The organism is Pseudomonas sp. Leaf129 (assembly GCF_001423465.1).
GTDB lineage: Bacteria > Pseudomonadota > Gammaproteobacteria > Pseudomonadales > Pseudomonadaceae > Aquipseudomonas > Aquipseudomonas coleopterorum.
The window spans coordinates 374,714-394,841 of the sequence record NZ_LMOC01000008.1; the positions used below are offsets into that span (position 1 = coordinate 374,714).

Below are 20,128 nucleotides of genomic sequence, written 5' to 3' on the forward strand. Positions count from 1 at the left end.
TCGGGGTCGGTGAACGGCGATGCTCGGAAGTCAGTTCTTCTCGAGCGCCCACAGGTCGCTCTCGATGCTTTCGAACCTCTCGCTGAGGTGCGCCTGCACATCGAAAATCGCCCTGTTGTAATAGTGTGGAGCCATTTCGCGGGTGAACAGCTCGAGCACCTCAAGGGCCTCGAACGAACCCAGGTCCAGATCGAAGCGGTCGCGCATGAACCGCTTGATCTTGTCGGCCGCTTCGCTTTCCTGCTCCGGCGTCAGGGTCAGAATGGGCGGCTTGCTGGCCTTGGCCATTACCAGCGTCCATCCCAGGCTGCGAAGTTCTGCAGCAGCTGCAGGCCATGGGTATGGCTTTTCTCGGGGTGGAACTGCACGGCGAAACGCGAACCTTCGGCCAGTGCCGCAGCGAAGTCGCGACCGTAATGGCCGCGCCCTACCACCTGGCCCGGCTTGCCGGCCTCGATGTAGTAGCTGTGCACGAAGTAGAAGCGCGCCAGGTCGGGGATGTCGTGCCACAGCGGGTGATCCACCGCCTGCTGCACTTCGTTCCAGCCCATGTGCGGGACTTTCAGGTGTTCGCCGTCTTCGTGCAGGTCCTTGCCGAAGAAGCGCACCTTGCCGGGAAACACGCCGATGCAGTCGACGCCGGCGTTTTCCTCGCTGTGCTCCATCAGCGCCTGCATGCCGACGCAGATCCCCAGAAACGGCCGGTCCCGACTGACTTCGCGCACCAGCGCATCGAAGCCCAGGCGGCGGATCTCGGCCATGCAATCGCGGATAGCGCCGACGCCGGGGAAAACCACGCGGTCGGCTTCGCGAATGACGTTGGCGTCACTGGTGATCAGCACCTTGCCGGCACCCACGTGCTCCAGGGCCTTGGCCACGGAGTGCAGGTTGCCCATGCCATAGTCGATTACCGCGACGGTCTGCATCAGAGCACGCCCTTGGTCGACGGCATCTGGCCGGCCATGCGTTCGTCGACGGCGACGGCCATGCGCAGGGCGCGGCCGAAGGCCTTGAACACGGTTTCGATCTGGTGATGGGTGTTGTGCCCACGCAGGTTGTCGATGTGCAGGGAGACGTTGGCGTGGTTGACGAAGCCTTGGAAGAATTCCTGAAACAGGTCGACGTCGAAGCCGCCAACGGTGGCGCGGGTATAGGGCACGTGCATCTGCAGGCCGGGGCGGCCGGAGAAGTCGATGACCACGCGCGACAGCGCTTCGTCCAGCGGGACGTAGGCATGGCCGTAGCGAAAGATGCCCTTTTTGTCGCCGATGGCCTTGGCGAACGCCTGGCCCAGGGTGATGCCGACGTCCTCCACGGTGTGGTGGTCGTCGATGTGCAGGTCGCCCTTGCACTCGATGTCCAGGTCGATCAGCCCGTGCCGGGCGATCTGGTCAAGCATGTGCTCAAGAAAAGGAACGCCGATATCGAATCGGGCCTTTCCGGTGCCATCCAGGTTGATCGAGGCTTTGATCTGGGTTTCCAGAGTGTTGCGCTCGACGAACGCGATACGTTCGGCCATCACCAGCTCCGCAAAATCGTTGGGCGAAAAAGGTGATCATTATAGGCACGCGGGCGGGAAACAGGAACACAAGAGGGGGGAATGGGTGATCTGCGGTGGCCTTTTCGCGGCCCATGACCGCTCCTACGGGATGTCGTAGGAGCGGTCATGGGCCGCGAAGGGCAATCACCGATTCAAACGTCTATATCAATGAAACAGCACCGCCGTCTTCTGCAGGGTCACCCATACACCCCACGCCAACGGAATGCCCACGGCCAGCCAGGCCGCGACAGCCAGAGGCTTGGACGCAGGATTGGCCTTCCACTCCAGCACGGTGGTGCCATCGGTGCCCTTGTCATGGCCCAGCGCCTGCTCGGCCTTGAGCTCGGCATCGGTCATGAAGTACTTGTCGGCCACCGGACGTACCAGCGCGTTGCAGATGAAGCCCAGCACCAGCAGGCCGGAGAGGATGTACAACGTGGTGTCGTACACCGCCGCACGGGCCACGCCGTGGGCCAGCTGGTAGTCACGCAGGTTGGTCACCAGCACCGGGCCCAACACGCCGGCCACGGCCCAGGCGGTCAACAGGCGACCGTGAATGGCGCCGACCATCTGCGTACCGAACAGGTCGGCCAGGTAGGCCGGCACGGTGGCGAAACCGCCGCCGTACATCGACAGCACGATGCAGAAAGCCGCCACGAACAGTGCGATGTTGCCCGAATGACCCAGGGTCGGTACCGAGGCATACAGCGCCACGCCCAGGGCGAAGAACACGAAGTAGGTCACCTTGCGGCCGATGTAGTCGGAGAACGAAGCCCAGAAGAACCGGCCACCGATGTTGAACAGGCTGAGCAGGCCGGTGAAGCCCGCTGCAATGGCAGCGATCTGCGCCAGTTGCGCCGAGTCCAGCTGGTTGAACGCCAGGTCAACGCCCAGCAGCTTGCCGCCGAACACTTCCTGCAGCAGTGGCGAAGCCATGCCCAGAATACCGATACCGGCGGAAACGTTGAGGCACAGCACCAGCCAGACCAGTGCGAACTGAGGGGTCTTCCAGGCCACGTTCACGTGCACATGGCGGTTGGTGATCATGCCCTTGGCCTTCTTCGCCGAAGGAACATAGCCTTCAGGCTTCCAACCGGTCGGTGGGACGCGGTACGACAGCGCGCCGCCGATCATGAAGACGAAGTAGATCGCCGCCATCACCAGGAAGCTCTGCCACACGCCGACGCTGGTAGGGGATGCGAAATGGCCCATCAAGGCAGCGGCCAGAGGGGCGCCGACCATGGCACCGCCGCCGAAGCCCATGATCGCCATGCCGGTGGCCATGCCGCGCTTGTCCGGGAACCACTTGATCAGGGTCGATACGGGGGAAATGTAGCCCAGCCCCAGGCCGATACCGCCGATCACGCCCGAGCCCAGCCACATCAGCCAGATCTGGTGGGTATAGATACCCAACGCGGAAATGACCAGACCACCGCACCAGCACAGTGCCGACACGACACCGGCCTTGCGCGGCCCGGCGTGTTCCAGCCAGCCACCCCAGATGGCCGCCGAGCAGCCCAGGAAAATGAAGAACAGGGTGTAGATCCAGCTCAGCATCGACACCGACCAGTCACAGGACGATGAGAACACCTGGCTGAAAAAACTCAGGTCGGGCGCGCACGCCACTGGTGCGGTGATGCCGATTGCCTTGGACAGCGGCAACCAGAACACCGAGAAACCGTACGCCATGCCGATGCACAAGTGAATGGCCAACGCGGCTGGTGGAACCAGCCAGCGGTTGAAGCCAGGCTTGGCGATGATCCGCTCCTTGGACAGAAATCCTGGCTGGGCACCCACGCCGCCGCCCGAAAGACTACTGCTCATTTCGTAACCCCCGTTGATTTTTGTAGTTCAGCTGTCTGCACACAAATGCGCCCACATCCTTCATGCACGTTGGCGATCGATTGTTTTATCGGCAGCATTTGGCAAATCGCGACATAAAGTCGCAGCGGACAGTCGAAGGCGAGAAGATTACCACCAGATGTAACCAATGAAAGCAAACTGCTATCCCTTTATTTCAATGATCTGCCGGATGGTTGGCAAAACCTCCCGAACGGTCCCGAGGATTTCCTCCGGATCGCCGAAACCTGCGCGCCAAAGCGCTCGCGACGCCCTCGCAAGGCAGCGTCGAACGCCTGATGCAACGGCACCGACAGACCGCCCACATCACCAGACGCACAACGTTATACTCTCCCGCTAACTTCCAAATTTCGGACTAAAGGACTCGCCCATGAAAGCGTTCGGCAAAATCCTCGGCCTGTGCATTCTCGGTCTGTTGTTGATTCTGGTGGCCCTGGGTTTCGCCCTCACCCACCTCTTCGACCCCAACGACTACAAGGACGAGATTCGCCAACTGGCACGGGACAGGGCTCACGTCGAGCTGACCCTCAACGGGGACATCGGCTGGAGCCTGTTCCCATGGCTGGGTCTGGAACTGCACGACGCCAGCGTGGCTACGCTCGCCAACCCCAAGACGCCTTTCGCCGACCTGCAGATGCTCGGCCTTTCGGTGCGCGTGCTGCCGCTGCTGCGCAAGGAAGTGCAGATGAGCGACGTGCGGGTCGAGGGCTTGAACCTGTCCCTGGAGCGTGACGCCAACGGCCACGGCAACTGGGAAGACATCGGCAAGCCCCTGCCCACCACCACGGAAGACCCCAACGACCCGAACGCCCCGGCAGTCACCGAACCCGGCAAGCCCCAGGCACCGTCGCGCCCGGTCAAGCTGGACATCGACAGCCTCACCGTGAACAACGCCCGCGTGCAGTACCACGACGCACGCACCGGCCGCATGTACACCGCCGAGAGCATCCAGCTCAGCACCGGCGCCGTGCACGAAGGCGCCGACATCCCGTTGAAACTGACCGCGTTCCTGGGCACCAACCAGCCCGTGGTGCGGGCCCGTACCGAACTGGCCGGCGAGCTTCGCTTCGACCGCGTGCTCAAGCGCTACCAGCTCGAGGACATGCGCCTGAGCGGTGAAGCCTCGGGCGATCCGCTGCAAGGCAAGACGGTCACCTTCAGCGCCCAAGGGCAGTTGCTGCTCGACCAGTCCGCCAACATCGCCGAATGGACCGGCCTGAAGCTGGCCGCCAACCAGATGCGGGCGCTGGGCGAACTGCGCGTGCGCAATCTGGACAGCGAGCCTCAGCTCACCGGCGGTCTGTCGATTGCCGAGCTGGATCTGCGTGCCTTCTTCGACAGCATCGGCCAACCGCTGCCAGCGATGGCCCCGGGCAGCCTCGGCAAGTTCGAACTGGTCAGCCGGCTGCAGGGCACCCGCGACAGCCTGGGCCTGGAAGACCTGACGCTGAAACTGGACGAGAGCACCTTCACCGGCCGCATCGCCGTGGAAGATTTCGCCCGCCAGGCAGTGCGCCTGCAGCTCAAGGGCGACACCTTCAACGCCGACCGCTACCTGCCGGCCAAGACCGAAAAGGCCGCCAACGCCAGCGCGGCGCGCCAGGCCGAGGTGCAGAACAGCGAAGCGGCCGCCGTGGCATCCGGTGAATCACCGCTGCCCGACGCGCCAACCCGCGGCGCCTGGAGCGACGATCGCCTGCTGCCCGTCGAGCGCCTGCGAGCTCTGGACGTACAAGCCGACCTCGCCATCGGCCAACTGACCCTCAAGGGCCTGCCAGTACGCAACGCTACCCTCAAGGCCCAGGGCCAGGGCGGCATGCTGACCTTGCAAACCCTGGCCGGTGGCCTCTACAACGGCACCTTCAACACCCAGGGCACCCTCGACGTGCGTCCGGAAACACCGCTGCTGGCGTTGCAGACGCGCATCGACAAGGTGCCTGTGGAAAACTTCATCAAGTCGCAGAACGCCAACCCACCGGTCAGGGGCCTGTTGAACCTCAACAGCAACCTGAGCGGCTCCGGCAACAGCCAGAAAGCGCTGGTTGAATCGCTCAACGGCACCGCCAGCTTCGTCCTCAACGACGGCGTACTGGTCAACGCCAACCTGGAGCAGCAGATCTGCCGTGGCATCTCGGTGCTCAACCGCAAGACCCTCAACGGCGAACCGCGTGGCAAGGACACACCGTTCAAGGAGCTCAAGGGCAGCCTGGTGTTCCGCAATGGCGTGGCCAGCAACCAGGACCTGCTGGTGCGTATTCCCGGCCTGACCGTCAAGGGCAACGGCGACGTCGACCTGCGCGTACTGGGCATGGACTACCGCGTGGGCGTAGTGGTGGAAGGCGAACAGGGCACCAGCGCCGATCCGGCCTGCCAGGTGGGCGAGCGTTTCGTCGGCGTGGAACTGCCGCTGCGCTGCCGCGGCCCGCTGGAGATGGGCGCCAAGGCCTGCCGCATCGATCGTGACGGCCTGGGCCAGGTGGCTGCCAAGCTGGCCGGCGACCGTATTCGCGACAAGATCGACGAGAAGCTCGAAGAAAAACTGGGCGACAAGGTCGACCCCAAACTCAAAGACGCGTTGCGAGGTCTGTTCAACCGATGAGTCCCGAGCAGTTTTCCAGCGCCGTGCTGGAATGGTACGACCGCAATGGCCGACATGATTTGCCGTGGCAGCAGGACATCAATCCGTATCGGGTGTGGGTCTCGGAAATCATGCTGCAGCAAACCCAGGTCAGCACGGTGCTGAACTACTTCGACCGCTTCATGGCGGCGCTGCCCACCGTGCAGGCGCTGGCCGAGGCGCCGGAAGACGAAGTGCTGCACCTGTGGACCGGGCTGGGCTACTACACCCGCGCCCGCAACCTGCAGAAAACCGCCAAGATCGTGATGGCCGAGCACGGCGGCGAGTTTCCCCACGACGTGGAGAAACTGGTCGAACTGCCCGGCATCGGCCTGTCCACGGCCGGGGCGATCGCCAGCATCAGCATGGGCCTGCGCGCGCCGATCCTCGACGGCAACGTCAAGCGCGTGCTCGCCCGCTACACCGCGCAGGAAGGCTATCCGGGCGAGCCCAAGGTGGCCAAGGCGCTGTGGGCCACCGCCGAGCGCCTGACCCCGCAGACCCGAGTGAACCACTACACCCAGGCGATGATGGACCTGGGCGCCACCCTGTGCACCCGCAGCAAGCCCAGCTGCCTGCTCTGCCCACTGGAAAAAAGCTGTGAAGCGCACATGCTCGGCCTGGAAATCCGCTACCCGGTGCCCAAGCCGCGCAAGGCCGTCCCGCAACGCGCAACGTTGATGCCTCTGCTCGCCAACCGCGAAGGCGCCATCCTGCTTTACCGCAGGCCCTCCAGCGGCCTGTGGGGCGGCTTGTGGAGCCTTCCCCAGCTCGACGACCTGAACGACCTCGGCCACCTCGCCGACCAGCACGCGCTGCATCTGCTCGGCCGGCGCCAGCTACCTGCCCTGACTCACACCTTCAGCCATTTCCAGCTGGCCATCGACCCGTGGCTGGTGCAGGTCGAGCAGACCGCCCACCACGTGGCCGAGGCCGACTGGCTCTGGTATAACCTCGCCACACCGCCGCGCCTGGGCCTGGCAGCCCCGGTGAAGAAGCTGCTGCAACACGCAGCCGACGCCTTGAACGCAGGAGATCTGTAATGACCCGCACCGTAATGTGCCGCAAGTACAAAGAAGAACTGCCCGGCCTCGAGCGCCCGCCCTACCCCGGCGCCAAGGGCGAAGACGTCTACAACCACGTCTCCCAGCAAGCCTGGGGCGACTGGCAGAAACACCAGACGCTGCTGATCAACGAGCGCCGCCTGAACATGATGAACGCCGAAGACCGCAAATTCCTGCAGGGTGAGATGGACAAGTACCTGTCCGGCGAGGAATACGCCAAGGCCGACGGCTACGTGCCACCCGCCGAATAACCAGCAAAATCGTAAGCGACGGTATTAATTAAAATTTTTTTCGACATCACGCTTGACGACCCGTCGAAAAACCAGTTTAATGCGCCCCGTTGCCCAGATAGCTCAGTCGGTAGAGCAGGGGATTGAAAATCCCCGTGTCGGCGGTTCGATTCCGTCTCTGGGCACCACCTTCCGTTTTCAGGTGGTGCGTGCAGTACCTGAAAACACACAGAGAGCCCGCCTAGTGCGGGCTTTTTGTTGTCTGGCGTTTCACGCCTTGTGAAAGCCCGTGGGCATGCGAATGGATCGAGTTCGGTCCTCGGATCCACTCACAGCCCCAGCGCGCCCTCCCTGGCCAAGTTGGCTGGCTTACCAGCGAAACGCCACGGTCCCCAGCACCGCTCGCTCCTCGCCCCAATAGCAGCGACCCGCGTTGTTGCAGCCCGACACGTATTCCTTGTCGAACAGGTTCTTTGCGTTCACGTCCACCGACCAATGCTCGTTGATGTCATACCCCACCAACGCATCCACCAGCGTCACATCGCCGGTTTTCAGCTTGCCGTACAGCGTCGGTGCTGTGTAGGCAAAGGTGTTGTCGAAGTAGCGTACGCCGCCGCCCAGGCGCAAGCCGCTCAGCGCGCCATCCAGGAAGCGATACGTCGCCCAGGTCGACGCCTGGTTGCGTGGAATGCCCGTCAGTTGATGGTCTTCGAACAATGAGCCTGGCGCGTCCTTGGTCACCCGTGCATCGGTGTAGGTGTAAGACGCCACCAGACTGAGATTGGGCGTCACGTCACTGTTGACCTCAAGCTCGAGCCCCTGAGACTTGCTCTCGCCCACTTGCCGGCTGAAGCCGCTGCTGCCTGCGACCACGTCGCGGGACTTGGTCAAGTCGAAAACAGCCGCACTGAAGGTCGTGTTCCAACCTGTGGGCTCGAACTTCACACCCACTTCATACTGCTTGCTGAGAATCGGATCGAGCAGATCGCCATTGGGCTGGGACGATTGTTGTACGGGGGTGAATGCCGTGGAGTAGCTGACGTAGGGCGAGATGCCGTTTTCGAACTGGTACATCAAACCCGTCTGCCAACTGAACCGATGATCCCAGCCATCCAGGTCCGTCGCCGCTATTGCTGCGCTGCCTGGACGGGCCGCGCTGGCGCGGTTGCGGTATTCGCTCTGCACCCAGTCCTGACGCCCGCCCAACAGGAAGATCCAGTTGTCGTACTTGCTTTGCAACTGGCCATACGCACCGTACATGTGCTGATCGAGCTGGGAGTTCTGCACGTATTGCGAGGCGTTCGGTTGCACCGCCGAGAACACCGGGTTGAACACGTTGTAAGTACCGCCCAAGCCTGCGTTCCAATCCTGGTTGAACGAAGTGCGGTCGTAACTTGCACCGAGCAGCACTGTGTTGTCCAACGCCCCCGAAGTGAAGTGGCCTTCGAACTGGTTATCCACTGAATAGGTGATCGATTTGTTGTCACGATCATAAGCCGTGCTGCTCAACGTACTGCCAAAGCCCGCCCGGTTCAGATTGTTTGGCCAGGTTTCATGACGGTTCAAGCGCGATTCCATGTAGCGCGAGTTCTGACGGAACTGCCAGACGTCATTGATCTGATGGCTGAACTCATAACCCAAGGTCCAGGTTTCGCGCTCGAAATCGTCCCAGTTCGGATTGCCGTTGAACTGGTCCTTGCCGATCTTGCCATTGACGTTATTGAGCAGCGTTCCTGCTGCCGGATAGCCCAACAGCAATTTGGTGCGGTCGCGCTGGTAAGTCGACAATAAGGTCAGTGCGGTGTCTTCGCTGAAGTTGAACGTCATCGACGGCGCGATGTAGAGGCGGTCATCCGGCACCGAGTCAACTTGCGTATCGGCATTTCGGCCCAGCATCACCAGCCGGCCCAGAATACGGTTGTCGTCCGTCAACGGACCCGAAACATCGAGTCCGAGTTGGCGGCGATTGTTGCTGCCATAGGTAAACTTGGCCTCGCCCTGCGCGGTTTCGGTCGGCTTTTTACTGACCAGATTGACCAGTCCGCCCGGCGCATTTTCCCCGTAGAGAATCGAGCTTGGGCCTCGAAAGACTTCGGTACGCTCCAGCCCATAGGGCTCGGTGGTGGTGTCGTAACGATTGCCTTGCAGGCGCAAACCATCTTTCAGCAAGCCATAGCCGTAGTCCGTGGCGTTGTAACCGCGGATGGAAAACAGATCACCGGCCAAACCATCGCCCACGGCGAAAGGCGGCGCGAAGATGCCCGGCACGTAGCCGAGAATATCGGTAAGGGTCTGAGAACCTTGGTCCTGGATGCGTTGGCGCGTGACCACCGAGACAGAACGCGGAGTCTCGGACAAAGGCGTACTGGTTTTGGTGCCAGCAGTGCTGTTCTGCACCTGATAACCCACGGTCTGCTGGCTTTCCGGTGCTTGTTCGGTAATGACCGATTCCTGCAACTGTAGAGCTGCGCCTTGGGCCACTGGCCTGGCGGGCGCTTCGTCGGCAGCGGCGATGCCCTGCCAACTGAGTGCGGCAACTAGCAAAGCCACAGAATTCGCGCTGGAATTCATCTTGTTATTGCAAGCCATCTACCATCCCCTCCCCTGAAGATCCTGCGAAGACCAGCCATTTTTTGTAATGAAATGCCACAAAAAGCGCGAAAATCTAACATAGAGTGATTCTCGCTACCATTACCATTAATAAAAGATCGGCTATCCAAACTTCAGAAGGCGGAACGAAAGTTCTTATACAGGTGCGTGGCAGGCTCATGGGCTACCCTTTGCCTTCACCTCATACCTCTCGAAACACACCGGGAGTTCCCATTGATCCACGGACGGATCAGCACTCAGCACACGGAGTCAGCATGCACAGTGATGAAAAACTCGAACGCCTTTCGCTAGCCACGCATTCGACGGCAGGGCAGCCAAGCGCGGCTGCAAAGAAACAAGCATTCCTCGACCACCTTGCCTTGTGCCGGCGAAAGGTCGAACAGTGGCCGGAATGGAAACAAGCGTTTCTCAAACCACCTGTCAGGGCGCGGGTAAATGATTCCCAAGCGAAGGAGCTGGATAACCTGAGCGGCTGACACGCCGAGCCAGGCATGCTTGCCCGCATGCAGGGCTACAGAAACAACAAAGGCCGCTGTCATCACTGACAGCGGCCTTTGCATTCCAACGGTCCAATCGATCAGCGGCTCAGCGCTACTCGCGCATTACCGGCCTTGCGACGGCTGGAGACGATCAGGCCCGCAACCACGACCGCGATGGCCAGGCCGCCCGTGGCGAGGATTTCCACGCGGTGGTCTTCGCGCAGCGCCATGGTGGTCAGTACCGCAACGATGAACAGGATGACCAGGTAGGTGAGGCCGGGGAACAGCCACATCTTGAAGTCGATCTTCTCACCGGCGATCTCGCGCTTGCGGCGCATGCGAAGTTGCGACACAGCGATCACCAGGTACACCAGCAACGCGATGGCGCCGGAGGTGGCGAGCAGGAAATCGAACACGGCGGCTGGCGCGACGTAGTTGGCGATCACGGCCACGAAGGCGGCGGCGGTGGACATCAGCACGGCTACCGACGGGGTGCCCGACTTCGAGGTTTTCTGTGCGGCAGCCGGCGCGTCGCCACGCTTGCTCAGGGAGAACAGCATGCGCGAAGCGGTGTACAGCGCCGAGTTCAGGCAGCTGGTTACGGCGACCAGTACCACGATGTCGACGATCAGCTTGGCGTTGGGAATACCGATCAACTCCAGCACGGTCTGGTAGGAACCCAGCTCGGCCAGGCGCGGGTCGTTCCATGGCACCAGGGCCACCACCAGAAAGATCGATACGAGGTAGAACAGGAAGATCCGCCAGATCACCGAGTTGGTGGCCTTGGAGATCTGCTGACCGGGGTTCTTCGATTCGGCGGCGGCGATGGTGACGATTTCGGTGCCCATGAACGAGAACATGGTGGTCAGCATGGCAGCGACGACGGCGCCCAGCCCGTTGGGCATGAAGCCCATGGTGTCGGTGAGGTGGCTGACACCGCTGACCTGGCTGTTGGGCATGAAGCCGAACACCGCGCCCAGGCCCACGACGATGAAGGCGATGATGGCCAGCACCTTGATCAGCGCGAACCAGAACTCGAATTCACCATAGTTCTTCACGCTGAACAGGTTGGTTACCGTCAGCACCAGGGTGATCACCAAAGCGAACACCCAATGCGCAACATCGGGAATCCAGGCGTGCAGGATCGAGGCGGCGGCGTTGGCTTCCAGCGGGATTACCAGCACCCAGAACCACCAGTACAGCCAGCCGATGGAGAAACCGGCCCAATGGCCAATGGCGCGGTCGGCGTAGGTGGAAAACGAACCGGTGTCAGGCGAGGCAACGGCCATTTCACCCAGCATGCGCATGACCAGTACCACCAGGCTACCGGCAGCGGCATAGGCCAGCAGCACGGCAGGGCCGGCAGCAGCGATGGCGTGGCCGGAACCTACGAACAGGCCGGCACCGATCACACCGGCGATCGACAGCATAGTTACATGACGCGGCTTGAGTCCCTGAGCGAGACCTGTGGAATTCTGCGTACTCATAAAACTACCTTTGCGAAAAATAGCGTTCTGTCCGGCGGTGGTCGCGAGCCTTGTGCAAAGTCCGCTACACCCCGTTCCATATCTTTTACGCAATAATTGCGCCAAATTGTACCAAGGTATATCCTGCCGCCCTGAATCGGACCTCTCGACCGATCGTGGCAAGGGATTGAATCCGTTGAGGATTGCCCTTGTGGCTCCTGCGCATTACCGAACTACTCAGCCTGGATCGTTATGCCGCACCAAAAAACGACGCCGGTAACACCCTCGCACAAAAACAGTGCAACCTGAAGGCGCAACTTTTACACGGACAATGCACGACTCAGGTGCTACTTCGTGCCACCCGCCTCTCATCGCGCCATTGAACATCCCCTGCATTCGCGCTTTCCTCGTCCCGGCAAAACTGGCAACATCGCGCCTTTTTTACCGCGCCCTGCCCGTCCGAACTCCTGGCCACAGTGCCCTTGCACCGTGCATCAGGCACTCGAGAACCCAGCTGCACGTTCAGTCCCGCCATCCGCGCTATGCTAGCTGTGCGCCTGGCTGTTCATGTCGACGATGGCAGGCCGCACTCGCCTATATGAGGACCGCACATGGCTCAGGCCACGCCCGCTCTGGAAATCCGTAACCTGCACAAGCGCTACGGTGCACTGGACGTGCTCAAAGGCATATCGCTGGCCGCCAACGACGGTGCAGTGATCTCCATCCTCGGTTCATCCGGTTCCGGCAAGTCGACCCTGCTGCGCTGCATCAACCTGCTGGAAAACCCTCACCAGGGCGAAATCCTGGTGGCCGGTGAAGCGCTCAAGCTCAAGGCCGCACGCAACGGCGAACTGATTGCCGCCGACAATCGCCAGATCAACCGGCTGCGCAGCCAGATCGGTTTTGTGTTTCAAAATTTCAACCTGTGGCCGCACATGAGCGTGCTCGACAACATCATCGAAGCGCCGCGCCGCGTGCTCGGCCAGAGCCGCGCCGAAGCGGTCGAGGTAGCCGAGGCGCTGCTGGAAAAGGTCGGTATCGCCGACAAGCGCCACGCCTATCCGAACGAGCTTTCCGGCGGTCAGCAACAACGTGCGGCGATTGCCCGCACCCTGGCCATGCAGCCCAAGGTTATCCTGTTCGACGAGCCGACCTCGGCGCTGGATCCGGAAATGGTCCAGGAGGTGCTCTCGGTTATTCGCAACCTGGCCGAAGAAGGCCGTACCATGCTGCTGGTGACACACGAGATGGGCTTCGCCCGGCAAGTCTCCAGCGAGGTGGTGTTTCTGCATCAAGGTCTGGTGGAAGAGCAGGGTACGCCCGAGCAAGTATTCGACAACCCCTTGTCGGCGCGCTGCAGGCAGTTCATGTCCAGCAACCGCTAACGGAGCAATAACAATATGAACATCAAGAAACTCTTTCTGGCGGTTGCCGCCACACTGCTGGTCAACGGCGCGGCGATGGCGGCCGAAAAACTGCGCATGGGCGTGGAAGCGGCCTACCCACCGTTCAACAGCAAGGACACCAGCGGCCAGGTCGTGGGCTTCGACGTCGACATCGGCAAGGCCCTGTGCGCGAAGATGGAAGTGGAATGTGAAGTGGTCACCTCCGACTGGGACGGCATCATCCCCGCGCTGCAGTCGCAGAAGTTCGACTTCCTGGTGTCGTCCATGTCGATCACCCCCGAGCGCTCGGCAGTGGTGGACTTCACCAACCCCTACTACAGCAACAAGCTGCAGTTCATCGCCAAGAAGGGTGTGGATTTCCCCATCGACCGCGAAAGCCTGGAGAACAAATCCATCGGTGCCCAGCGCGCGACCTTGTCCGGCACCTGGCTGGAAGACAAATACGGTATCGAGGCTCAGCTCTATGACACCTCTGAAAACGCCTTCCTGGACCTGAGCAGCGGCCGCCTCGATGCCATCCTGGCCGACAAGTACGCCAGCTACGACTGGCTGAAAAGCAAGGCCGGCCAAGACTTCGAGTTCAAGGGCGATGCGGTCGAGGAAAGCGACAAGATCGGCATTGCCGTCCGCAAGGGCGACGCTCTGCGCGAGAAGCTGAACGCGGCACTGCAGGAAATCATCGCTGACGGCACCTACAAGAAGATCAACGACAAGTACTTCCCTTTCAGCATTCTCTGACAGCCCGGCAGGCGTCGACCTACAAGGCCGACGTCTGCCCCTGAACAAGCCTGCCCATGAACATCGATCTCTATGGCTTCGGCCCTGCGCTTGCCGCAGGCGCGCTGATGACCGTCAAACTGGCCCTCAGCGCCCTGTGCCTGGGGCTGTTGCTGGGCCTCGCCGGGGCTCTGGCGAAAACCTCGCGCAACCGCCCCCTGCAGTGGCTCGGCGGTTTCTACTCGACGCTGGTACGCGGCATCCCCGAACTGCTGTGGGTGTTGCTGATCTACTTCGGCACCGTCAACGGCCTGCGCAGCTTCGGCCTGGCCCTGGGCGTCGGCAGCCTGGAGCTCAGCCCTTTCGCCGCTGGCGTGATTGCGCTGGGCCTGTGCTTCGGCGCCTACGCCACCGAAGTGTTCCGCGGCGCCATCCTGGCCATTCCCAAAGGCCATCGCGAAGCCGGCCTGGCCCTGGGGCTGAGCACGTCGCGCATTTTCATCCGCCTGGTGCTGCCGCAGATGTGGCGCATCGCCCTGCCGGGGCTGGGTAATCTATTTCTGATTCTGATGAAGGACACCGCGCTGGTGTCCGTCATCAGCCTGGAAGAAATCATGCGCAACGCGCAGAACGCCGTCACCGTCAGCAAACAGCCGTTCACCTTCTATATGGTCGCCGCCCTGATGTACCTGAGCCTCACCGTGGTCGCCATGGTTGCCCTGCACTTCATGGAGAAACGCGCCGCGCGCGGCTTCGCGAGGGCTTCGCAATGAACTGGGAAGTGATCATCAAGTGGCTGCCGCGCCTGATGCAAGGCGCCACCCTGACCCTGGAACTGGTCGCCATCGCGGTACTGGCCGGACTTATCCTGGCCATCCCGCTGGGCATCGCCCGCACCTCGAAGAAGTGGTACATCAGCGGGCTGCCCTACGCCTATATCTTCTTCTTTCGCGGTACGCCGCTGCTGGTGCAGCTGTTCCTGGTGTACTACGGGCTGGCACAGTTCGACGCGGTGCGCGAGAGCAGCCTGTGGCCCTACCTGCGCAGCCCGTTCTGGTGCGCCGCCGGGACCATGACCCTGCACACCGCCGCCTACATCGCAGAAATCCTGCGCGGCGCCCTGCAAGCCATTCCCAAGGGCGAGATCGAAGCCGCCTGCGCTCTCGGCATGTCTCGCAGCAAGGCGCTGGTGCACATCATGCTGCCACGCGCCGCCCGCATCGGCCTGCCGGCCTACAGCAACGAAGTGATCCTGATGCTCAAGGCCAGCTCGCTGGCCAGCACCGTCACCCTGCTGGAACTCACCGGCATGGCCCGCACGATCATCGCCCGCACCTACCTGCCGGTGGAAATCTTCTTCGCCGCCGGCATGTTCTACCTGGCGATGTCGTTCGTGCTGGTGCAGGCCTTCAAACTGCTCGAGCGCTGGCTGCGCGTGGACGCGTGCCAGGGCCGCTGACCCTGCAAGGCGACCAGCTGCGTGAGCGCTTTCACGCACTGGACGCCTTTTTGACCGCGCATGTCGACCTGTGGCGGCCCAAGCCCTTCACCCAACTGACCTTACCTTGGGAAGCCAAGTATCCCGAGCTTGCCAGTTGGCTGCGCGCCCGCACCCTGGCCGACGCCGAGGCTGTGCATAACTCGCTGCTCGACCTGGACGGCCCGGCGCCCTTTCCTGCGTTGGCCCGGCAGGCACATGCGCTCAGCGCAGTGGGCCCGCTGCCGACCACTGACGTGCCCGCCGCTCGCCACCGGCTCAACGTCGACGTGCCCGGCCGCAAATGGCAACAGATCGAAGCCTTCGCCGCTGCCCTGCCCTTCGCCGATTCCACCAGCCACTGGCTGGACTGGTGCGCCGGCAAAGGCCACCTCGGCCGCCGCCTGCTGCGCGATGGCCAACACCTCACCTGCCTGGAATACGACCCCGCACTGGTCGCCAGCGGCGCCCAACTCAGCACCCACCACGCCTTGCCCGCCCACCACCGGCTGCAAGACGTCATGGCCGACGACCTGTGCCTGCAAGCCTGCATCACCCCCGTCGCCCTGCACGCCTGCGGCGACCTGCACGTCCAGCTCATGCACCGCGCCACCCAGGCAGGCTGCCAGCACCTGGCCTTCGCACCCTGCTGCTACAACCGCACCCACGGCGCCTACCGCCAACTGTGCAGCGAGCCCTCCGCCCTCTCCCTCACCCTCGAAGACCTCGGCCTGCCCCTGGAAGCCACCGTCACCGCCGGCGCCCGCGTGCGCCGCCAGCGCGACCAGTCCATGGCCCGCCGCCTGGCCTTCGACCTGCTGCAGCGCGAGCAACTCGGCATCGACCACTACCTGCCCTGCCCCTCCCTGCCCGCCGCCTGGCTGGCCAAACCCTTCGCCGACTACTGCCGCGACTTGGCCGCATTGCAGAGCGTACCGATAGGGCATGGTGTGGACTTCAACAACCTCGAAGCGCGCGGCTGGCAACGACTGGCCCACGTCCGCAACCTCGAGCTGCTGCGCGGCCTGTTCCGCAAGCCCCTGGAGCTGTGGCTGGTGCTCGACCGCGCCCTGTACCTGCAAGAGCGCCAGTACACCGCACAGGTCGGCACCTTCTGCCCGGAAACCCTGACGCCCCGCAATCTGATGATCATCGCCGAACTCACCTGAAGCCTGCGCAACCTGTGGATAACTCTGTGGGTAGAAGTGTGACGCGACGCATCGGTGCTGCGCCAGAACGCTGGAATGCAGACTGGTCATTTTTCGGTCATGTCCGATTCGCCAGCGAAAACAGTAGCTTGCGAACGATGTCATCAAAACGACCTAATCGGCGAACGGTCGACCGGGTTGGCACGCCGAATGTGCATAAGCACTGACGGGTTAAGAGCTAAAGACGAAGAAATAATGCCGCAGGGGGGTTTACTCGGGCGATCGAATGGCTATAATCAGCGCCCTCACTTGCCGGTATAGCTCAGATGGTAGAGCAACTGACTTGTAATCAGTAGGTCCCGGGTTCGATTCCTGGTGCCGGCACCATACAAAACAAGGGCTTGCAGCGATGCAGGCCCTTTGTTTTTGTCCCGCACGTAACAACCCACGTAACAAGCACGCGACCGAGCATGGGCAGACGCCCGCGCATTGCGGTCTTGCGGTCTTGCGGTCTTGCGGTCTTGCGGCCAAGCGTGCAGCCATCTACGAGCCCTCTCCCAGCGTGGCTAATCCTGTTTTCATGGTGACCCGTGGGAAACAGGTAACCGAGATAATTTTTCGGTCTACTCCTCGGAAAGCCTTGCCACACAAGCGTTGTAGCCCAGTTATGAAAGTAATTTCCGAGTAATTTGAAGTAATGGTCTTACCTTTCAGCAGGGTGAGCGCGCCTATATTAAAAATCCTTATAAAACAGCTAGTTAATAGAAAATTACCTGTACTGTTACCCGAGATTACTCCACTGGGTAAGCGCTACAACCCGCATCGCCGTTGGCCTTCAGCCCGATTCCAGTTTCTAGTTTCCAGTTTCCTCAATTACCTTTTCCCCACGGGTCTCCCATAAATGGGACTCTGGATCGCCTCTACGAGTGCGCCAAGAATCGACGGTTCGGTGCAGGATTTTGCAGGTAATAGTCTGCTTGAGGATGCAAGATACAACCCGAACAGCCCTGCGCGGATACCAGTTGCAGGTGTGCAGAAAACGCGACCTATCTAGCCCGTAGGCGAGGTGGGGGGATGACGGCGCGCGTACTGGATCTAGACATGCTTTAAAGGCCCCATACGTTGCAGACCGATAGGGCACGTGCAATGGCAACCGATCACAAAAAAAGCCGCCCAGCAAGCTGGGCGGCTTTTTGAAGCTAGCAGTACGACTTAAGCTGCTAGTTAACGTTTACTATCGGGCGTCCTGTTCCGAGGTACCCAGGTGGAGCCTGGACTAGTCGTTGGGGGAAGCCGAGTGTTATCAGGGACAGTTGTGAAATTGTCCCTCTTCCCACCACGTGGACCTTCTTCTTGGTAGATACCACCATTACGGCCAGTATTTTCGCCTGGTTTTTTGCCGTTTGACATAATGCATACTCCATTTGGCATGCGTTACTAATGCTTGACGCCAAGGCGGAACAGCCGAAAAAGTCGGGGCAAATCAAAAAAATTGCCATCAACATTACTCAGATGTAGAATCCGAAAACCTTGGTTCCAAGCCAGGAGAGCCGAAAAGGGTTGAGCCTGCAAAACTAGCCCTTCTCAGCGTTGGGGTCCCGCATAATTGCGGGACTTTTCTTTAGGCCACAGGCCAATCTATTGACGTCATGTTTGACTTAAGTCTGCATGTGACGTTCTCTTGTCGCAGATACTAAAGTCCTCAGGAAATCAAAGCAAGCCCATATATGGGTTTTTTTTGTGGTCTTATCCACAAGAATATCGATATATCTGTGGATAAAGCTGTGCACAACTTTTCTGAAAAATCTTGCATGACGCTATTTTTCAATGGGTTGAAGGACCCTGATATTAACCTACTGGCCACCTGATCAAAAATTAGCCAACGTAGTTAGCCATAGCGCGACGCCATGGTTAGTGATGGCGCCAGATTATTGGCTTTCTGAAAATCATTATTTTTCTGAGGGTTGCGGCAATCTGCTAAGAACAAATGTGAAGTTAGGGATTGCTTCATATGGCCGACAGTTCCTGTCCAATCCACAGGCTTATCCCCCGTCCAATATTTTTACGTTATGTCTGCTCGATGCCGGTGAACCGCACCACCTCCTCCCCCACCCAATCATTCACCTGCCATAATCCCACCTGAATCGGCTCCAGCTCATTCATCTCCCAGATCTCAGCCGCCTCCTTGATCGAGCCAAACCCGCCCGCGTTCTGCGGAATCCGTGAGTACCGAGCCCAAGCAAACGTTGGGAATGCAGCGGGCGAGTGTTCGTCGCTCAGTACCGCAAGGCCAAGACCGCGAATACGTTAAGCGGATCGTTGACGAGCTTTACGAACATCAGCAGCCGCACGCTGCCGCCATCGTTCAGTTAGCGAGGACCACTGGCATGCGTTTGCGTGAGGCGATTTTGGCCGATTTTCCTCGACTGCAACGCGAAGCCGAGCAACTCGGGAGGATCAACATCCAGGACGGCACAAAAGGTGGGCGCAGCGGAGCAACAGCAGCTCGCTGGATCGTGGTGGATGACCATGTACGCGAAGCACTCAGATATACCGAGCAGATCCTACCGCATGGCAGCCACAACCTACTGGCACCGAACGAGAGCTACCTCGATTTCCAGCAACGCGTCGTACGCCCCGCCCGAGACGTCCTCCATACGCACAACCTCAAAGGCTTCCACGAACTGCGCGCAGCCTATGCGTGCGAACGCTATGAGCAAATCACCCTCTATCCCGCGCCCATCAATAATGATGGGCGGTGCGACCAGTTTGACCGGCCCCTTGATCGGCGGGCCCGAGAACAACTCAGCTATGAACTTGGGCACGGCCGTATCGACCTGGTATCGGCTTACATCGGTGGTCGAGCATGAGTAAGCCATTCGATATGGAGCTGTTCTTGGTGGGCGCTCTGACCGGATCGCACTCCACCCGCATGCGTCACCTTCGTCAGGCGAAGGCCATTCAAGCGGCGATACATTATCGCTGGCACCTAGACAATCCATGGACCTGGCAGCGAAAACATATCGATTGGTTTCTAAATCAGCACCTGAACCAGCGCACTGAATCCACGCGCTATTACTATCTGCTGACCGTGCATTTGCTCACTATTCGCTTAGGTAAGCCATGGCATTTCAAGGTCAGCATCTATAGGGGACCTCGGGAGAGACGCTGACCAACGTTTTCACCCGATTTGATCATTGCACGCAAAAAGGGCGACAGGCCTAGATCGGCCAGGGGTGGAAAGCCGGCATGGTCCACTTTGCTCCCCGGTGAGGATGGTCGGTAACGGCATCCGCTGTTGCTAGCCAGCCATCTGCCCTAGAAAGGCGGGGAGTTCTCATGCTTGGCCTTCCGTGGATACAGCTCGGCAGCCCTGCGGAATGCCCGGTGACAATATCCATGTTAACGGTCAATCTATGCTCCAGATAACGGCTCATTTCCCCAGACCGCTTTTGGCAACCAATGAACTACACCGATATGTGGCATCGGACGCGATAATTCGTCAGCCGGTGCT

At 60.6% G+C, this 20,128-nt stretch carries 16 protein-coding genes, 2 tRNA genes and 2 pseudogenes; 13 read left to right on the forward strand and 7 right to left on the reverse strand.

Annotation, left to right across the window (positions count from 1 at the left end; translation table 11 throughout):
• Positions 1-30 precede the first annotated feature (30 nt).
• The 4 genes from ASF66_RS15750 to ASF66_RS15765 all read right to left on the reverse strand — a co-directional run bounded on the left by ASF66_RS15750 (position 31) and on the right by ASF66_RS15765 (position 3,364).
• Complete coding sequence (locus ASF66_RS15750; RefSeq protein ID WP_049861648.1) at positions 31-288, reverse strand: DUF2164 domain-containing protein; 258 nt, start codon at positions 286-288, stop codon at positions 31-33.
• Complete coding sequence (hisH, locus tag ASF66_RS15755) at positions 288-926, reverse strand: imidazole glycerol phosphate synthase subunit HisH (RefSeq protein WP_049861647.1); 639 nt, start codon at positions 924-926, stop codon at positions 288-290. The genes ASF66_RS15750 and hisH overlap by 1 nt, the downstream gene beginning before the upstream one ends.
• Positions 926-1,519, reverse strand: a complete 594-nt coding sequence (gene hisB / locus ASF66_RS15760) for an imidazoleglycerol-phosphate dehydratase HisB (RefSeq protein WP_043191647.1) — start codon at positions 1,517-1,519, stop codon at positions 926-928. Before hisB ends, hisH begins: the two co-directional genes overlap by 1 nt.
• 186 nt (positions 1,520-1,705) lie before the next feature.
• Positions 1,706-3,364, reverse strand: coding sequence for an OFA family MFS transporter (locus tag ASF66_RS15765; protein ID WP_049861646.1), 1,659 nt, complete (start codon positions 3,362-3,364; stop codon positions 1,706-1,708).
• 406 nt (positions 3,365-3,770) lie between these two features.
• Here ASF66_RS15765 and ASF66_RS15770 point away from each other — a divergent pair, with 406 nt between their 5' ends.
• The 4 genes from ASF66_RS15770 to ASF66_RS15785 all read left to right on the forward strand — a co-directional run bounded on the left by ASF66_RS15770 (position 3,771) and on the right by ASF66_RS15785 (position 7,499).
• Positions 3,771-5,999, forward strand: coding sequence for an AsmA family protein (locus tag ASF66_RS15770; RefSeq protein WP_056844498.1), 2,229 nt, complete (start codon positions 3,771-3,773; stop codon positions 5,997-5,999).
• The gene (gene mutY / locus ASF66_RS15775; RefSeq protein ID WP_056844499.1) at positions 5,996-7,060 is read left to right on the forward strand and encodes an A/G-specific adenine glycosylase; all 1,065 of its coding nucleotides are present in this window, start codon (positions 5,996-5,998) and stop codon (positions 7,058-7,060) included. Before ASF66_RS15770 ends, mutY begins: the two co-directional genes overlap by 4 nt.
• Positions 7,060-7,332: an oxidative damage protection protein gene (locus ASF66_RS15780; protein ID WP_056844500.1), complete on the forward strand. Its 273-nt coding sequence runs from the start codon at positions 7,060-7,062 to the stop codon at positions 7,330-7,332. Before mutY ends, ASF66_RS15780 begins: the two co-directional genes overlap by 1 nt.
• Positions 7,333-7,423: 91 nt before the next feature.
• Positions 7,424-7,499, forward strand: a tRNA-Phe gene (locus ASF66_RS15785).
• A gap of 181 nt (positions 7,500-7,680) precedes the next feature.
• On the opposite strand, the gene ASF66_RS15790 is transcribed toward ASF66_RS15785, so the two are convergent.
• Entirely contained in the window at positions 7,681-9,882 is a 2,202-nt protein-coding gene (locus tag ASF66_RS15790; protein WP_442962783.1) for a TonB-dependent siderophore receptor, read from the reverse strand.
• Positions 9,883-10,175: 293 nt separating this feature from the next.
• Here ASF66_RS15790 and ASF66_RS15795 point away from each other — a divergent pair, with 293 nt between their 5' ends.
• Entirely contained in the window at positions 10,176-10,397 is a 222-nt protein-coding gene (locus tag ASF66_RS15795) for a hypothetical protein (RefSeq protein ID WP_056844501.1), read from the forward strand.
• Positions 10,398-10,498: 101 nt separating this feature from the next.
• Here the strand turns inward: ASF66_RS15795 and gabP are convergent, their stop codons facing one another.
• Positions 10,499-11,887 (reverse strand): GABA permease, encoded by a 1,389-nt coding sequence (gene gabP, locus ASF66_RS15800; RefSeq protein WP_049861641.1) that lies wholly within the window; start codon positions 11,885-11,887, stop codon positions 10,499-10,501.
• A gap of 590 nt (positions 11,888-12,477) precedes the next feature.
• Here gabP and ASF66_RS15805 point away from each other — a divergent pair.
• The 6 genes from ASF66_RS15805 to ASF66_RS15830 all read left to right on the forward strand — a co-directional run bounded on the left by ASF66_RS15805 (position 12,478) and on the right by ASF66_RS15830 (position 17,001).
• A complete protein-coding gene (locus ASF66_RS15805; protein ID WP_056844502.1) occupies positions 12,478-13,251 on the forward strand; it encodes an ABC transporter ATP-binding protein in 774 nt (257 codons plus the stop codon).
• 15 nt (positions 13,252-13,266) lie between these two features.
• Positions 13,267-14,010 (forward strand): ABC transporter substrate-binding protein, encoded by a 744-nt coding sequence (locus tag ASF66_RS15810; RefSeq protein WP_049861639.1) that lies wholly within the window; start codon positions 13,267-13,269, stop codon positions 14,008-14,010.
• A gap of 56 nt (positions 14,011-14,066) precedes the next feature.
• The gene (locus ASF66_RS15815; protein ID WP_049861638.1) at positions 14,067-14,762 is read left to right on the forward strand and encodes an ABC transporter permease; all 696 of its coding nucleotides are present in this window, start codon (positions 14,067-14,069) and stop codon (positions 14,760-14,762) included.
• Positions 14,759-15,448, forward strand: a complete 690-nt coding sequence (locus tag ASF66_RS15820; protein ID WP_056844503.1) for an ABC transporter permease — start codon at positions 14,759-14,761, stop codon at positions 15,446-15,448. Before ASF66_RS15815 ends, ASF66_RS15820 begins: the two co-directional genes overlap by 4 nt.
• A complete protein-coding gene (locus ASF66_RS15825) occupies positions 15,415-16,635 on the forward strand; it encodes a methyltransferase (RefSeq protein WP_082484700.1) in 1,221 nt (406 codons plus the stop codon). The genes ASF66_RS15820 and ASF66_RS15825 overlap by 34 nt, the downstream gene beginning before the upstream one ends.
• Positions 16,636-16,925: 290 nt before the next feature.
• A tRNA-Thr gene (locus ASF66_RS15830) sits at positions 16,926-17,001 on the forward strand.
• Between the two features lie 1,680 nt (positions 17,002-18,681).
• Here the strand turns inward: ASF66_RS15830 and ASF66_RS22960 are convergent.
• A pseudogene (locus ASF66_RS22960) lies at positions 18,682-18,834 on the reverse strand (phage portal protein); the annotation flags it as partial.
• A 14-nt stretch (positions 18,835-18,848) separates the two neighbouring features.
• Between ASF66_RS22960 and ASF66_RS15835 the strand changes: the two are divergent.
• Positions 18,849-19,484, forward strand: a pseudogene (locus ASF66_RS15835) (integrase domain-containing protein); the annotation flags it as partial.
• Positions 19,481-19,786, forward strand: a complete 306-nt coding sequence (locus tag ASF66_RS15840) for a hypothetical protein (RefSeq protein ID WP_056844505.1) — start codon at positions 19,481-19,483, stop codon at positions 19,784-19,786. The pseudogene ASF66_RS15835 and the gene ASF66_RS15840, both read left to right, overlap by 4 nt.
• Positions 19,787-20,128: the final 342 nt, after the last annotated feature.

Excerpts from the sequence above, each read along its gene's own strand:
- ASF66_RS15750 (WP_049861648.1), bottom strand. The coding sequence starts at position 288 with ATGGCCAAGGCCAGCAAGCCGCCCATTCTGACCCTGACGCCGGAGCAG.
- hisH (WP_049861647.1), bottom strand. The coding sequence starts at position 926 with ATGCAGACCGTCGCGGTAATCGACTATGGCATGGGCAACCTGCACTCC.
- hisB (WP_043191647.1), bottom strand. The coding sequence starts at position 1,519 with ATGGCCGAACGTATCGCGTTCGTCGAGCGCAACACTCTGGAAACCCAG.
- ASF66_RS15765 (WP_049861646.1), bottom strand. The coding sequence starts at position 3,364 with ATGAGCAGTAGTCTTTCGGGCGGCGGCGTGGGTGCCCAGCCAGGATTT.
- ASF66_RS15770 (WP_056844498.1), top strand. The coding sequence starts at position 3,771 with ATGAAAGCGTTCGGCAAAATCCTCGGCCTGTGCATTCTCGGTCTGTTG.
- mutY (WP_056844499.1), top strand. The coding sequence starts at position 5,996 with ATGAGTCCCGAGCAGTTTTCCAGCGCCGTGCTGGAATGGTACGACCGC.
- ASF66_RS15780 (WP_056844500.1), top strand. The coding sequence starts at position 7,060 with ATGACCCGCACCGTAATGTGCCGCAAGTACAAAGAAGAACTGCCCGGC.
- ASF66_RS15790 (WP_442962783.1), bottom strand. The coding sequence starts at position 9,882 with ATGAATTCCAGCGCGAATTCTGTGGCTTTGCTAGTTGCCGCACTCAGT.
- ASF66_RS15795 (WP_056844501.1), top strand. The coding sequence starts at position 10,176 with ATGCACAGTGATGAAAAACTCGAACGCCTTTCGCTAGCCACGCATTCG.
- gabP (WP_049861641.1), bottom strand. The coding sequence starts at position 11,887 with ATGAGTACGCAGAATTCCACAGGTCTCGCTCAGGGACTCAAGCCGCGT.
- ASF66_RS15805 (WP_056844502.1), top strand. The coding sequence starts at position 12,478 with ATGGCTCAGGCCACGCCCGCTCTGGAAATCCGTAACCTGCACAAGCGC.
- ASF66_RS15810 (WP_049861639.1), top strand. The coding sequence starts at position 13,267 with ATGAACATCAAGAAACTCTTTCTGGCGGTTGCCGCCACACTGCTGGTC.
- ASF66_RS15815 (WP_049861638.1), top strand. The coding sequence starts at position 14,067 with ATGAACATCGATCTCTATGGCTTCGGCCCTGCGCTTGCCGCAGGCGCG.
- ASF66_RS15820 (WP_056844503.1), top strand. The coding sequence starts at position 14,759 with ATGAACTGGGAAGTGATCATCAAGTGGCTGCCGCGCCTGATGCAAGGC.
- ASF66_RS15840 (WP_056844505.1), top strand. The coding sequence starts at position 19,481 with ATGAGTAAGCCATTCGATATGGAGCTGTTCTTGGTGGGCGCTCTGACC.